We start from the raw sequence: 13,314 nt of genomic DNA, 5'->3' as shown, positions 1-13,314 counted from the left end.
CGTGCTGACGATCCACACCGCCGATGCGGTCCTCGGCCACCCCGGTCACCAGGCCGTGCTCGTCGACGGCGGCCGGATCGTGGCGATCGGCTCGCCCGAAGGACTCACCGTCACCCACCTCCGGGCCAGGGTCCGACGCTGGCCCGGACTGCTGACCCCCGGACTGCGGGAGCCGGCCGCCGCCGCGCTGTTGCAGGCCGCCTACCACCCCGACCCGCGGGAGGCAGCCGAACTCGGCACCGAACCGCTCACCGGCGACGAACTGGTCGCACTCGGCATGGACGAGACCCGGTGGGGGCACAGTGCGCGGCGCGGTCTCCAACGACTGCTGTCCCGGGGCACCACGGCGGTGACCGGTCCCTTCGAACGCCCTGCGGTCCGTACCGCCGTGACCCGTTCGGGGCTGCGGGTGCGCGAGCCCGCACCGGCAGGGGACCCGGTCCCCGAGTTGGTGTACGACGGCGAACTGAAGGTCGGCTCCCCGGCCGACTTCGCGGTCTTCGCGATCAAGGGCAAGAAGCTCACACCGGATGACACGCCGCGCTGCGTCGCCACCGTTCTGGGCGGCAGACTGCTGTACCGCCGAGCATGATCACCGAGGGTGCCCTGCTTGAATGGGGAGCGTGAACCGAGCATCCCTGGAAAAGCAGCCGCACGAAGTCGCCTCGATGTTCGACGCCGTGGCGGCGAACTACGACCTCACCAATGATGTTCTGTCCTTCGGTCAGGACCGGCGCTGGCGCAAGCACGTCGCCCGGGCCGTGGACGCCCGCCCGGGGCAGAAGGTCCTCGACCTGGCCGCAGGCACCGGTACGTCCTCGCTGCCGTTCGTGGAGGCGGGCGCCTACGTGGTGCCGTGCGACTTCTCCCAGGGCATGCTGCGGGAGGGCAAGAAGCGCCACCCATGGCTTCCGCTGACCGCCGGCGACGGGACGAAACTGCCGTTCGCGGACGATGTCTTCGACGCGGTGACCATCTCCTTCGGGCTGCGCAACATCGCCGACACCGGATTGGCGCTGCGCGAGATGCTCCGGGTCACCAAGCCGGGCGGCCGGATCGTGATCTGCGAGTTCTCGCACCCGACCTGGGCGCCCTTCCGGACCGCGTACGAGGAGTACCTGATGCGGGCGCTGCCCCCGGTGGCGCGGGCGGTCTCCTCCAACCCGGACGCGTACGTCTATCTCGCCGAGTCCATCCAGTCCTGGCCCGAGCAGCCCCAGTTGGCGCGCATGTTGCAGGAAGCGGGTTGGGAGAAGGCGGCGTGGCGCAATCTGTCGGGCGGCATCGTGGCACTGCACCGGGGATTCAAGCCTGCCTGAGCGGCACCGGCAACGGCAACGGCGCCGAGTCCGGGCGGCAAGGGTCACGCGGCGGTCGTACGGTTCCCGAGCGCAGGCTGTGCGGTGCCTGTGCCCCGCGGGGCACAGGCCGACCCCTGCCCGAATCGGGTCGCCGGTCTTCGTTCCATCGGTTCCGGACGGTCCGCACACCGTCCTCCCGGTCGCGCACTGGCCAGGGGATCCGCGCTACAGATCCAGCCGGAAGCAGTACCCCTCGCGCTGGGACTCCGGCGTCCGGAAGGTCTCGACCCGGTCCATCCCCAGCCGTCTGGTCACGGCTATCGACCTTTCGTTGCGGGCGTCCACCATGGCCACCACCCGCGGCACGCCGGCCGCCCGCACCCGCTCCAACGTGGTGTGGGCAGCGGCGGTCGCATACCCCTTGCCCCATGCGGACCGGGCCAGCCGCCAGCCGATCTCGATCTCGCCCGCCGGTCCGAAGTCCGCGTACGGCCACGGCTGGGCCCCGGTGAATCCGACCACGTCACCGTCCTCGTCGAGCACCGTCCACAGGCAGAATCCGCGCTCGGCGTCATGCCGGCGCTGCCGTGCGGTCAACTCCTGGTAGGCCGACAGTTCGTCCCGGCCGCCGTGGAACTCCATGACTTCCGGGTCGGCGAACACACGATGCCAGGCGTACGCATCCTCATCGGTGGGCACACGCAGTCTGACGGCGGGGAGAAGCCTGCTCATAGGGGAGCCCTTCGGTCGAGGGAACGGCACTCACCCATAGACTGCACATGTCCTGTGCTTTTTAGGCACGCGAATATTGAGTCGTACGGGAGAACCAGCCGTGACCGAGCCCCTCTCCGAACACAGCGCCGATGTGATCGTCGTCGGGGCTGGCCCGGCCGGCTCCACCGCCGCTTACTACCTCGCCAAGGCCGGACTGGATGTCCTGCTGCTGGAAAAGACGGCGTTCCCCCGGGAGAAGGTCTGCGGCGACGGACTCACTCCGCGCGCCACCAAGCAGTTGGTGGCCATGGGGATCGACGTCTCCGAAGAGGCCGGCTGGCTGCGGAACAAGGGCCTGCGGATCATCGGCGGCGGGGTGCGCCTCCAGCTCGATTGGCCAGAACTCGCCTCGTATCCGGACTACGGACTGGTCCGCAAGCGCGACGACTTCGACGAGCAGTTGGCCCGGCAGGCGCAGAAGGCAGGCGCCCGCCTGTACGAGCGCTGCAATGTGGGCGCCCCGATCATCGACGACCGTACGGGCAAGATCACCGGGGTGCAGGCCAAGCTCGGCGAGGAGAAGGTCCCGGTCACCTTCCACGCACCGCTCGTGGTCGCCGCCGACGGAAACTCCTCGCGCATCTCCCTCGGGATGGGGCTGCACCGCCGTGAGGACCGCCCGATGGGCGTCGCCGTACGCACGTACTTCACCTCGCCCCGCCACGAGGACGACTATCTGGAGTCCTGGCTTGAGCTGTGGGACCGCCGCGGCCCGGGTGAGGACCGGTTGCTGCCCGGCTACGGCTGGATCTTCGGCATGGGCGACGGCACCTCCAACGTCGGCCTCGGCGTCCTCAACACCTCCTCCTCCTTCAAGGAGCTGGACTGGCGCGAGGTCCTCAAGGCGTGGTGCGCCTCGATGCCCGAGGAGTGGGGCTACACCGAGGACAACATGACGGGCCCGATCCGCGGCGCCGCGCTGCCGATGGCCTTCAACCGGCAGCCCCACTACACCCGCGGACTGCTGCTCATCGGTGACGCGGGCGGCCTGGTGAACCCCTTCAACGGCGAAGGCATCGCCTACGCCATGGAGTCCGCCCAGATCGCGGCCGATGTGATCGTCCAGGCACACGCCCGGGCCACCCCCGCCCATCGCGAACTGGCCCTCCAGCGCTATCCGAAGGTCCTCAAGGACACCTACGGCGGGTACTACACGCTGGGCCGGGCGTTCGTGAAGCTGATCGGCAACCCGCAGGTCATGAAGATCGCCACGCAGCGCGGTCTGACGCATCCGTTGCTGATGCGGTTCACGCTGAAGATGCTGGCGAACCTCACCGACCCCACGGGCGGCGACGCGATGGACCGCATCATCAACGGCCTCTCCAAGGTCGCCCCGAAGGCATAGCCACTCGAACGACCACCGCCCGGCCGCTCGTGGTTCGCCCCACGAACGGCCGGGCGGTGTCCGTCACGGATGCCGTACGGGCCGCTGCGGCAAGGTGCCGCGGGGTCGATGGGGCGCGATCGCCCACCGAAATAGGCGCAGTCGACCGTCTGTTCCACCTCGGCCGCTGCCCTTAGCGTGGAGTACGTGGACGAGGACGAGGACCGACGGTTGGGGCGGATCGCCCCGGACATCTCCCATATGTCGATCGGCCTGCTGCGCAAGGTCGTTGGCGTCTACCCGGAAGAACGCATCGCGGAAGAGGCGTTGGGCACCGCGGACCGGGTGCTGGAGCAGTACGGAACGGACGGGCTGCGGGTGCTCGTGATGAGCCTCACGGGCTGGGCCGCCGTCCAGATCGAGAAGGAAGCCCAGCTGACGGGCCGCACCCATGAAGCCCTGCTGGACGACATGGACCTCACTAGATTCGAGACCAATCCGGACGGGTGACGCCGCGGTGTTGTCCGAAACAAGGGCAATTCACCAGCCGATTCGGCTTAAAAAGCTGCCAGTTGGCAGGTGCAGTGTCAGATGAGGTGATCCCAATCGCCCGCTTTGATGCTCTGCACGAGGGCGGCGAACTGAGTCGGCGTCATGGTGATGCTCTCGCTTGGAGATTGACTCTCACGTACGCGTATGACCTGTCCGTCTTCTTTGACCTGGACGCAGTTGTTGCCACCTCCGGCACAAAAGGAGGACTGCTGCCAAGACGTGTCCGGCATTTTGGTGACCCTTCACAATGCGTGCATGATGCTTCTGATGATGTCGCGGGACTTCTCTTCGCTCAGACTACGGTCTTCCATTGCTGACAATAGGTCGCGGTAAGCATTGAGTTGGCTCTCGGCGTCCAGAAACAGCGGTCCGTGTGTGGAGTCCAGATGCACGGTATCGAGTCGGGGAATAGGCCCACCGGCCATCAGGATGGCCTGCCCGGACCCTGCGAAGCCCTCCGCTGAAAAGGCGAGCACCTTGATCGTGCAGTTCGGACGTTCAGACAAGCACAACAGGTGCTTGAGTTGCGTTCGAGTGGTGTTGGCTCCGCCGAACTTCATGCGCAACGCGGCTTCGTGGATCACGGCGCTGAACCGTGGAGACTCATCGCCGTCGAGCACTTTCGCCCTCTTCATGCGATGCGCAATCCGGGTATCGATGTCCTCCGGCGCCAGTGGCGGAAACCCGAACTCGAAGATTGCGCGGGCGTAGTCCTCGGTCTGCATCAAACCTGGAAGATGCGCGACCTGGTAGGTCCTCAGGAATCGCGCCTTGCGTTCCAGTTCCACAAGGTCGAGAAACCCCGCTGGGAGGATCCCCCGGTACTCCTCCTGCCACCCCTTCTCATGGTCCGTGGCCATGGCGACAAGGGCGGCTACGTACTCGTTGTCTGAGCAGCCGTAGGTATTGGCAAGAACCCGCAGTCTCTCCGCACTCACACCGAATCGCGCGGTCTCCATATGGCTGATCTTGGTGTGATCGATGCCGAGGATCGCCGCGGCCTCGCGGGCGTTCAGCCCTGCCGCCTCTCGCATCTTCCGTAACTCGGCGCCCAGCCGGCGCTGGCGAGCGGTGGTCACAGTCCTTGGTGGCATGGACGCCAGTCTGCCCCCAACGGGTGAAAGTCTCCAAGGAGCTATGTTGTTCCGCGGGTTGGTAGCTACCTTGTTCCTGTGAGTCATACGGTGCTCACAGCACCGCGTGCAGCGTAGGAACTTGCCGAAGTGCAGCCGCTGGTGTGTGCCCTTGTGCAGGGGTGCACGAACCATGAGCGGCCGGGCCACGGTGGCGTGAAGCGCGGATCCCATCCCTCATTCGGGAGATGCCCATGCAACCCTCAACAGTCTTACGATCGCCTGCCGACCGTCTGTCGTCCGGTTCGCGCAGATTGCGCCTAGCGGTCCCGAACACCCGCACGGCCGCCAGAGCGGCTCGGCACTGGCTCGCCGCGGTCCTGCGGGGAAGTCCCCATTCCCAACTCGGCGATGACGCGATGCTCTGTCTCTCGGAGCTGGTCACCAACGCGCATCGACACACAAGCACGCCCACCATCCGCGTACAGGCGCTCATCGCCGTGGAGTTCGTGGTGGTTCGGGTGCGGGACAACCATCCTGAGCCGCTGCCCCCGGCCCCCGAAACGGGTCGTCCGGGCGACGAAGGTGAGTGCGGCCGTGGTCTTGCGCTCGTCGAGGCGTGCGCCGATGCCTGGGGCGTGACCTTCTTCGGCGGTGCGCGCCTGAGAGGGAAGTCGGTCTGGTTCAAACTGCTCGCCCGCGAGGGGCCAGGATGAGGGCCGATGCCCCAATTGCGCCCGTACCGACATTGCTCACCGCGTCGTGCGTGAGCTGTCGGGGGCTCACCGCCGCACCGATCCGCGGAGAGTCCGACCGGTAGGCGTGTCCTCGGTGCGTGCCCGCCGTCGTCCCCGGGCCGGTCCCCTAAGCGTTGGTACTCCGACGCGTTGGAACCCGACGCGTTGGAGTTCGCGGAGGGGTGAGCACACATGACGATGGGGTCGACGGGGCCCTCGCCCGTCGACCCCATCGGCCAACTCACCGGTTCTTGTGAATCAGAGCACGCGCACCGCGCCCGTCGCGGGGTAGCCCGAAAGGTCCTGGATGACCACGCCCTTGCTGGGGTTGGCCGCGTCCAGATACTTGCCGTCGCCGATGTAGACACCCGTGTGGTACGCGCTGCCCGCGGCACCCCAGTACAGGATGTCTCCGACCTGGAGGTTGCTGGTGCCGACCTGCCTGCCCGCGGTCGACTGGTCCTGCGAGACACGGGGGAGCTCGATGTTGACCTGGCGGAAGGCCGCCCGGACCAGGCTGGAGCAGTCCCATGAGTTGGGGCCCGTCGCGCCCATCACATAGGCGTCGCCGACCTGGGCCCGCAGGAAGGCGATGACCGTACCGACGGAGCCGCTCGCCTGCTGGGAGGACTGGTTGGACGACTGCGCCGTGGAGGAGTTGGAAGAAGAGGAGGAGGACTTGGAGCCCACAGAGGCGAGCTGGGTGCGCTCAGCGGTGCGGGAAGCGCGCTCCTGGGCCTCGGCGCGCTTCTTCGCCTCGGCCTTCTCAGCCTCCGCCTTGCGGACCGCCTCGGCCTTCGCCTTCGTGGCGTCCTTCTGGGCCTTGGTGGCGGCAGCGTTCTCCTGGACCTGGAGTTCCAGGTCGAAGGCGACCTGCTGCTGCGCCTGAGCGGTCTGCTCGAACGTCTTGGCGAGGCCCGCGGGGTTGATCGTGGGCATCTCGATGGTCTCGGTCACCGGCTCGGCATTCGCCGGTCCAGCGGCGCCGGCCACTGCGATGGTGCTGAGGACGCCACCGGCAACTCCGGCACGGAGCGCCATCGTGGAGGCGCTACGACGGCGGGGCTTCCGGTGGCTGGGTATGTGAGCGGTGTGGGGCATAGGAACAACCGCTACCAGCCACATACGGTTCCCATCAAGAAACGTGTGTTGCGCCACAGTTACGAGCGGAATCACTCCCTCCGCTCGATGGCGACATTTATTGACGCCGTAACGGGCAATACGGACAGGGGTGTTCAGGGCTGTGATCATGCCCTTTTGGGAAAAGGTCCGAATTGCCCCTCGCCTACCATTGGTTAAGACCGTTGGCCAAGCCCGGCTTTCCTCGCGATTCAAGCCTGTGATGCAGGTCACAGAATGAATGGCGCCATGGCGGTGAGAGTGACGGATCGTCAGATGAATTGCTCCATGGCGCATGGATGCCGGAAAGGCGTCGGCGATCTTCGGGGTGAGGGATGAGCAAGGGCCGTGGCGATCTCCGCGCGTCAAGAGTGGTCGCTTATTGCGATCTTCGGGCCGCAACTCCCCGTGGTGACCCTGGGAATGCCGACCGCATCACAGAGTAACGAGGGGTCCATTCGGCAATGCGGGCGGGGTGCCTCTTTTCTGAGGGTCCCCTCAGCGCTTTTCCGCGCACCTCTCGGTGGTGATGGAGTCACCGTCCGTGCACCGGGTGTTACCACGGTGTCCGTCAGATCGGCGTGAAGGTCCGCCCGAGATCGTGAACGCGTGCACGCGCTCCGCTCCCGCCGCCCCCTCGCTCACACCGGCCCGAGGAGCCCCTTCGGGCGGGTGATGCGATGGCACTATCACCCCTCGGCGACGGGTGCGAATTTGCTTAGGCATGCCTTGCCTTGATAAAGCAGACCCCCTTTCACCAGCCACGACACCATCGGTTGTCACTTCTGGTGACCACTCGCGCGCTTCACGTATGAAGATCACCTCTCATCCGGCTTGGCGGTCCTTCGTCGGGTGGTGGAGATCACAAGGGCGGTTACCGACCCCGTGTCGCAGATCACAGACCGGCGGGCATAGGATGCGGGGCAGTCGGGCTTGTGAACTGCCTCACATGAACACGATCTTCGAGGCGGCTCGAAAAAGACGCCCGGTGCGGTCCACGCGGTCAAGGACGACTGGAAGGAGCGAGGAGGGTGAATGCTTACGCGCCCATCCTTGTACTCGGCGCCCTCGGGGCAGGGTTTGCGATCTTCTCCGTGGTCATGGCCACGCTAATCGGCCCCAAAAGGTACAACCGGGCAAAGCTTGAAGCGTATGAGTGCGGCATCGAGCCGACTCCGACGCCGGCCGGTGGCGGTCGCTTTCCCATCAAGTACTACCTGACGGCGATGCTGTTCATCGTCTTCGATATCGAGATCGTCTTCCTCTACCCCTGGGCGGTCACCTTCGACGCCCTGGGGCTTTTCGGGCTCGTGGAGATGCTGCTCTTCGTGCTCACCGTCTTCGTCGCCTATGCGTATGTATGGCGACGCGGCGGCCTGGAATGGGACTGAGGGGCTGAGAGGCACCAAATGGGACTCGAAGAGAAGCTGCCGAGCGGATTTCTGCTGACGACTGTCGAGCAGGCCGCGGGCTGGGTGCGCAAGGCATCCGTCTTCCCGGCGACCTTCGGACTGGCCTGCTGCGCCATCGAGATGATGACGACGGGCGCGGGCCGATACGACCTCGCCCGGTTCGGCATGGAGGTCTTCCGCGGTTCGCCGCGACAGGCCGATCTGATGATCGTGGCGGGCCGGGTCAGCCAGAAGATGGCCCCCGTCCTGCGACAGGTCTACGACCAGATGCCCAACCCCAAGTGGGTCATCTCCATGGGTGTTTGCGCATCGTCGGGCGGCATGTTCAACAACTACGCCATCGTGCAGGGCGTTGACCACATCGTCCCGGTCGACATCTATCTGCCCGGTTGCCCGCCCCGCCCCGAGATGTTGATGGACGCGATTCTGAAACTCCATCAGAAGATCCAGTCCACCAAGCTCGGGGTCAACGCGGAGGAAGCCGCCCGCGAGGCGGAGGAGGCGGCCCTCAAGGCGCTCCCCCTGATCGAGATGAAGGGGTTGCTCCGATGAGCCGCGTACCTGCGGCCCCGGTGCCGCACCTCGCGCAGGCGGTGCCTGCGTGCCGCACGGGCCAAGAAGCCACCGAAGAGGTACAGCGATGACCGACCAGCCGAATCCCGAGAAGGAACTGAGCGAACAGAACCTTCCGGGCCAGCGCGGCGACCACGGCGAGGAGATCCGCGTCCAACGCGGCATGTTCGGCGCCAACAACGGCGGTGACACCTCCGGTTACGGTGGTCTCGTCCGCTCCGTGCGTCTGCCGGGGCCGGCCAGCCGCCCCTACGGCGGCTACTTCGACGAAGTGGCCGACGAGTTGGAAGGCGCGCTGGAGGAGCAGGGGCTCGTCCCCGAGAACGCCATCGACAAGACGGTGGTGGACCGGGGCGAGTTGACCTTCCACATCGAGCGCGAGCACCTGCTGACCGTCGCCCGCACCCTGCGCGACGATCCCGCCCTGCGGTTCGAACTGTGTACGGGGGTGAGCGGGGTGCACTACCCGGACGACAAGGGCCGGGAACTGCACGCCGTTTACCACCTGCGGTCGCTTACCCACGGTCGGTTGATCCGCGTGGAGGTCTCCGCGCCGGACAGCGACCCGCACGTCCCGTCACTGGTCTCGATCTACCCGACCAACGACTGGCACGAGCGCGAGACGTACGACTTCTTCGGGCTGATCTTCGACGGCCACCCCGCCCTCACCCGGATCATGATGCCGGACGACTGGCAGGGCTTTCCCCAGCGCAAGGACTATCCGCTCGGTGGTATCGCCGTCGAATACAAGGGCGCTCAGATTCCGGCTCCTGACCAGCGGAGGTCGTACTCATGAGCACATCGCACGCATCTCCCCGCGAGACCACCGAGGGAACCGTCTACACGGTCACCGGCGGTGACTGGGACGAGGTCGTCGAGAGCGCGGCCAAGGCCGACGACGAGCGGATCGTCGTCAACATGGGCCCGCAGCACCCCTCCACACACGGTGTGCTCCGGCTGATCCTGGAGATCGACGGCGAGACCGTCACCGAGTCCCGCTGTGGCATCGGCTACCTCCACACCGGCATCGAGAAGAACCTCGAATACCGGACCTGGACCCAGGGCACCACCTTCGTCACGCGCATGGACTACCTCACCCCGTTCTTCAACGAGGCGGCGTACTGCCTGGCCGTGGAGAAGCTGCTCGGCATCGAGGACCAGATCCCGGATCGGGCGACCGTCATCCGCGTTCTGCTGATGGAGCTCAACCGGCTCTCGTCCCACCTGGTCTGCATCGCCACCGGCGGTATGGAACTGGGCGCCACCACGATCATGATCTATGGCTTCCGGGACCGCGAACTGATCCTGGACCTCTTCGAACTGATCACGGGCCTTCGGATGAACCACGCGTTCATCCGCCCCGGTGGCCTCGCCCAGGACCTGCCCCCGGGCACCATCGACCAACTGCGCGACTTCCTGAAGACCATGAAGAAGAACCTGCCGGAGTACGACAAGCTCGCCACCGGCAACCCCATCTTCAAGGCCCGTATGCAGGACATCGGCTATCTCGACCTCACCGGATGCATGGCGCTCGGCGCCACCGGACCGATCCTGCGCTCGGCCGGTCTCGCGCACGACCTCCGCAAGACCGACCCGTACTGCGGCTACGAGAACTACGAGTTTGACGTGCCGACCGCCGACTCCTGCGACTCCTACGGCCGGTTCCTGATCCGGCTGGAGGAGATGCGCCAGTCGCTGCGGATCGTCGAGCAGTGCATCGCCCGGCTGGAGCCGGGACCGGTCATGGTCGCCGACAAGAAGATCGCCTGGCCGGCGCAGTTGGCACTCGGTCCGGACGGGCTCGGCAACTCCCTGGACCACATCAAGAAGATCATGGGCACCTCCATGGAAGCCCTGATCCACCACTTCAAATTGGTGACCGAGGGATTCCGGGTCCCGCCGGGACAGGCGTACGCCGCCGTGGAGTCGCCCAAGGGCGAACTGGGCGCGCACGTCGTCTCCGACGGCGGCACCCGCCCCTACCGGGTCCACTTCCGCGACCCGTCCTTCACCAACCTCCAGTCCATGGCAGCGATGTGCGAAGGCGGCCAGGTCGCCGATGTCATCGTCGCCGTCGCGTCCATCGACCCCGTGATGGGAGGCGTCGACCGATGAAGACCGAGCCGGCCCAGCCCAACCAAGAGGTGCAGCTGGGAATGCCCCAGCTCCCCGCACCCGACTACCCGGCCGACGTACGCGCCCGGTTGGAGGCGGACGCCAAGGAGGTCATCTCCCGCTACCCGGACTCCCGTTCCGCGCTGCTGCCCCTGCTGCACCTGGTCCAGTCCGAGGAGGGCTTCGTCTCCCGGACCGGCATGCGCTTCTGCGCCGAAGTGCTGGAACTGACGACCGCCGAGGTCACCGCGGTCGCCACCTTCTACAGCATGTACCGGCGCAAGCCGTCGGGTGAGTACCAGGTGGGCGTCTGCACCAACACGCTGTGCGCCGTCATGGGCGGCGACGCGATCTTCGAGGACCTCAAGCAGCACCTCGACGTGGGCAACAACGAGACCACCGACGACGGCAAGGTCACGCTGGAGCACATCGAGTGCAACGCGGCCTGCGACTTCGCCCCCGTGGTGATGGTCAACTGGGAGTTCTTCGACAACCAGACGCCGCAGTCCGCACGGCAGTTGGTCGACGACCTGCGGGCCGGGCGCCCGGTGGAGCCGACCCGCGGGGCGACGCTGTGCTCCTTCAAGGAGACCTCGCGCATCCTCGCCGGCTTCCCCGACGAGCGGCCCGGCGCCGTGGACGCGACCGGCGGCGCCGGCCCCGCGTCCCTGATCGGGCTGCGACTGGCCAAGGGCGAGCCGATCCCCGCCCGTGTGGTCTCCCCGCGCGGCGGACCGCAGGACCGCACCCACCACGGGGCGGACGGCGCGAGCGATGAGCAGAGGTCGGCGTCCCAGCACCTCAGCTCCCATGACGCGCCCCAAAGGACCTCGGACTCCGACCCGAGCCACCCGGCCGGACCCGTCACCGAGGAGGGGGAGTGATGACGTTGGCACCCGAATACGGTGGGACCTCCCGCCCCGGAGCCGGAGCGGAGACGAGCCCCGAGAAGCTGCTCGCTCCCGTGCTCTCCGCCTTCTGGGACGACCCCAAGTCCTGGACGCTGGAGACCTATCGACGGCACGAGGGCTACGAGGGACTGCGCAAGGCCCTCGCGATGCCCCCGGACGACCTGATCGCGTACGTCAAGGACTCCGGTCTGCGCGGACGCGGCGGCGCCGGCTTCCCCACCGGGATGAAGTGGCAGTTCATTCCGCAGGGGGACGGCAAGCCTCACTATCTTGTTGTCAACGCCGATGAATCGGAGCCCGGGACCTGCAAGGACATCCCGCTCCTCTTCGCCAACCCGCACTCCCTCATCGAGGGAATGGTGATCGCCTGCTACGCGATCCGTTCGAACCACGCCTTCATCTATCTGCGCGGTGAGGTCGTCCCCGTACTGCGGCGACTGCACGAGGCGGTGCGCGAGGCGTACGAAGCGGGCTACCTCGGCAAGAACATCCTCGGCAGCGGACTCGACCTCGAACTCACCGTGCACGCCGGCGCCGGGGCGTACATCTGCGGTGAAGAGACCGCACTGCTGGATTCACTGGAGGGTCGCCGCGGCCAACCCCGGCTGCGACCCCCTTTCCCCGCGGTCGCCGGTCTGTACGCGTGCCCCACTGTGGTGAACAACGTCGAATCCATCGCTTCGGTTCCCGCGATCCTGCAACGCGGCAAGGACTGGTTCAAATCGATGGGGAGCGAGAAGTCCCCCGGCTTCACGCTCTACTCCCTCAGCGGCCATGTCTCGGGACCCGGCCAGTACGAGGCGCCGCTCGGGATCACCCTGCGCCAACTGCTCGACATGAGCGGTGGGATGCGCCCCGGACACCGACTGAAGTTCTGGACCCCCGGCGGATCGTCCACCCCGATCCTCACCGACGAGCACCTCGACGTACCGCTCGACTACGAGGGCGTCGCCGGGGCCGGTTCCATGCTCGGGACCAAGGCGCTCCAGTGCTTCGACGAGACGACCTGCGTGGTGCGGGCCGTCACCCGCTGGACCGAGTTCTACGCCCACGAGTCCTGCGGCAAGTGCACGCCCTGCCGCGAAGGAACGTACTGGCTGGTCCAGTTGCTGCGGGACATCGAGGCGGGCAAGGGCCTGATGTCCGACCTCGACAAGCTCAACGACATCGCCGACAACATCAACGGCAAGTCCTTCTGTGCGCTCGGCGACGGTGCCGCGTCCCCGATCTTCTCGTCGCTCCAGTACTTCCGCGACGAGTACGAGCAGCACATCACCGGGCGCGGCTGTCCCTTCGACCCCGCGAAGACCACCGCGTGGGCCGACAAGCACCTGGAGGTGTCCGCATGACCGTGGCGCACGCGCCGAGTGCCGGCGCAGTCCGACCTGCGAGCGGAGCACGACAGTCCGACTCGCACCGCGCG

General features: G+C 66.7%; 15 protein-coding genes. 11 read left to right on the top strand and 4 right to left on the bottom strand.

The features are described from left to right. Window position 1 precedes the first annotated feature (1 nt). Window positions 2–592: a hypothetical protein gene (locus ACFXJL_RS29555; protein WP_358880195.1), complete on the top strand. Its 591-nt coding sequence runs from the start codon at window positions 2–4 to the stop codon at window positions 590–592. 31 nt (window positions 593–623) lie between these two features. Next, window positions 624–1,319 carry a demethylmenaquinone methyltransferase gene (locus tag ACFXJL_RS29550; RefSeq protein ID WP_358880194.1) on the top strand — a complete coding sequence of 232 codons (696 nt, stop codon included), beginning with the start codon at window positions 624–626 and terminating at the stop codon, window positions 1,317–1,319. 207 nt (window positions 1,320–1,526) lie between these two features. Here ACFXJL_RS29550 and ACFXJL_RS29545 read toward each other — a convergent pair whose 3' ends face one another. After that, window positions 1,527–2,033, bottom strand: coding sequence for a GNAT family N-acetyltransferase (locus ACFXJL_RS29545; RefSeq protein WP_358880193.1), 507 nt, complete (start codon window positions 2,031–2,033; stop codon window positions 1,527–1,529). A 100-nt stretch (window positions 2,034–2,133) separates the two neighbouring features. Here ACFXJL_RS29545 and ACFXJL_RS29540 point away from each other — a divergent pair, with 100 nt between their 5' ends. Together ACFXJL_RS29540 and ACFXJL_RS29535 are read left to right on the top strand one after the other, a co-directional pair. Then, complete coding sequence (locus ACFXJL_RS29540) at window positions 2,134–3,420, top strand: geranylgeranyl reductase family protein (protein WP_358880192.1); 1,287 nt, start codon at window positions 2,134–2,136, stop codon at window positions 3,418–3,420. 186 nt (window positions 3,421–3,606) lie between these two features. After that, complete coding sequence (locus ACFXJL_RS29535) at window positions 3,607–3,909, top strand: hypothetical protein (protein WP_358880191.1); 303 nt, start codon at window positions 3,607–3,609, stop codon at window positions 3,907–3,909. 77 nt (window positions 3,910–3,986) lie between these two features. On the opposite strand, the gene ACFXJL_RS29530 is transcribed toward ACFXJL_RS29535, so the two are convergent. Both ACFXJL_RS29530 and ACFXJL_RS29525 read right to left on the bottom strand, forming a co-directional pair. Beyond that, on the bottom strand, window positions 3,987–4,181 hold the full coding sequence (locus ACFXJL_RS29530) for a DUF397 domain-containing protein (protein ID WP_384697355.1): 195 nt from the start codon (window positions 4,179–4,181) through the stop codon (window positions 3,987–3,989). A 12-nt stretch (window positions 4,182–4,193) separates the two neighbouring features. Next, window positions 4,194–5,030, bottom strand: a complete 837-nt coding sequence (locus ACFXJL_RS29525) for a helix-turn-helix domain-containing protein (RefSeq protein WP_384697352.1) — start codon at window positions 5,028–5,030, stop codon at window positions 4,194–4,196. A 242-nt stretch (window positions 5,031–5,272) separates the two neighbouring features. Between ACFXJL_RS29525 and ACFXJL_RS29520 the strand changes: the two genes are divergently transcribed. Further along, window positions 5,273–5,740 (top strand): ATP-binding protein, encoded by a 468-nt coding sequence (locus tag ACFXJL_RS29520; RefSeq protein WP_384697349.1) that lies wholly within the window; start codon window positions 5,273–5,275, stop codon window positions 5,738–5,740. Window positions 5,741–6,019: 279 nt separating this feature from the next. On the opposite strand, the gene ACFXJL_RS29515 is transcribed toward ACFXJL_RS29520, so the two are convergent. Beyond that, window positions 6,020–6,862, bottom strand: coding sequence for a C40 family peptidase (locus ACFXJL_RS29515; RefSeq protein ID WP_329022010.1), 843 nt, complete (start codon window positions 6,860–6,862; stop codon window positions 6,020–6,022). A gap of 1,049 nt (window positions 6,863–7,911) precedes the next feature. Here ACFXJL_RS29515 and ACFXJL_RS29510 point away from each other — a divergent pair. The 6 genes from ACFXJL_RS29510 to nuoF all read left to right on the top strand — a co-directional run bounded on the left by ACFXJL_RS29510 (window position 7,912) and on the right by nuoF (window position 13,240). After that, window positions 7,912–8,271: an NADH-quinone oxidoreductase subunit A gene (locus ACFXJL_RS29510; RefSeq protein WP_030494815.1), complete on the top strand. Its 360-nt coding sequence runs from the start codon at window positions 7,912–7,914 to the stop codon at window positions 8,269–8,271. Window positions 8,272–8,289: 18 nt separating this feature from the next. Then, window positions 8,290–8,844 carry an NADH-quinone oxidoreductase subunit B family protein gene (locus ACFXJL_RS29505; protein ID WP_351499170.1) on the top strand — a complete coding sequence of 185 codons (555 nt, stop codon included), beginning with the start codon at window positions 8,290–8,292 and terminating at the stop codon, window positions 8,842–8,844. An 88-nt stretch (window positions 8,845–8,932) separates the two neighbouring features. Continuing rightward, window positions 8,933–9,661, top strand: coding sequence for an NADH-quinone oxidoreductase subunit C (locus ACFXJL_RS29500; protein ID WP_358880188.1), 729 nt, complete (start codon window positions 8,933–8,935; stop codon window positions 9,659–9,661). Then, window positions 9,658–10,980: an NADH-quinone oxidoreductase subunit D gene (locus ACFXJL_RS29495; RefSeq protein ID WP_358880187.1), complete on the top strand. Its 1,323-nt coding sequence runs from the start codon at window positions 9,658–9,660 to the stop codon at window positions 10,978–10,980. Before ACFXJL_RS29500 ends, ACFXJL_RS29495 begins: the two co-directional genes overlap by 4 nt. Continuing rightward, on the top strand, window positions 10,977–11,864 hold the full coding sequence (nuoE, locus tag ACFXJL_RS29490) for an NADH-quinone oxidoreductase subunit NuoE (protein WP_358880186.1): 888 nt from the start codon (window positions 10,977–10,979) through the stop codon (window positions 11,862–11,864). The genes ACFXJL_RS29495 and nuoE overlap by 4 nt, the downstream gene beginning before the upstream one ends. Beyond that, complete coding sequence (gene nuoF / locus ACFXJL_RS29485; RefSeq protein ID WP_358880185.1) at window positions 11,864–13,240, top strand: NADH-quinone oxidoreductase subunit NuoF; 1,377 nt, start codon at window positions 11,864–11,866, stop codon at window positions 13,238–13,240. The genes nuoE and nuoF overlap by 1 nt, the downstream gene beginning before the upstream one ends. The last annotated feature ends 74 nt before the right edge of the window (window positions 13,241–13,314 follow it).

It is taken from the genome of Streptomyces sp. NPDC059256 (genome assembly GCF_042753785.1).
Classification (GTDB): domain Bacteria; phylum Actinomycetota; class Actinomycetes; order Streptomycetales; family Streptomycetaceae; genus Streptomyces.
Note: the sequence above shows the minus strand (reverse complement) of the source record. Positions and strands in the feature narration are given on the sequence as shown.

What these genes read in the sequence shown, in the direction of transcription:
- ACFXJL_RS29545 (WP_358880193.1), bottom strand. Translation starts at nt 2,033, where the DNA reads ATGAGCAGGCTTCTCCCCGCCGTCAGACTGCGTGTGCCCACCGATGAG.
- ACFXJL_RS29530 (WP_384697355.1), bottom strand. Translation starts at nt 4,181, where the DNA reads ATGCCGGACACGTCTTGGCAGCAGTCCTCCTTTTGTGCCGGAGGTGGC.
- ACFXJL_RS29520 (WP_384697349.1), top strand. Translation starts at nt 5,273, where the DNA reads ATGCCCATGCAACCCTCAACAGTCTTACGATCGCCTGCCGACCGTCTG.
- ACFXJL_RS29515 (WP_329022010.1), bottom strand. Translation starts at nt 6,862, where the DNA reads ATGCCCCACACCGCTCACATACCCAGCCACCGGAAGCCCCGCCGTCGT.
- ACFXJL_RS29505 (WP_351499170.1), top strand. Translation starts at nt 8,290, where the DNA reads ATGGGACTCGAAGAGAAGCTGCCGAGCGGATTTCTGCTGACGACTGTC.
- ACFXJL_RS29500 (WP_358880188.1), top strand. Translation starts at nt 8,933, where the DNA reads ATGACCGACCAGCCGAATCCCGAGAAGGAACTGAGCGAACAGAACCTT.
- ACFXJL_RS29495 (WP_358880187.1), top strand. Translation starts at nt 9,658, where the DNA reads ATGAGCACATCGCACGCATCTCCCCGCGAGACCACCGAGGGAACCGTC.
- nuoE (WP_358880186.1), top strand. Translation starts at nt 10,977, where the DNA reads ATGAAGACCGAGCCGGCCCAGCCCAACCAAGAGGTGCAGCTGGGAATG.
- nuoF (WP_358880185.1), top strand. Translation starts at nt 11,864, where the DNA reads ATGACGTTGGCACCCGAATACGGTGGGACCTCCCGCCCCGGAGCCGGA.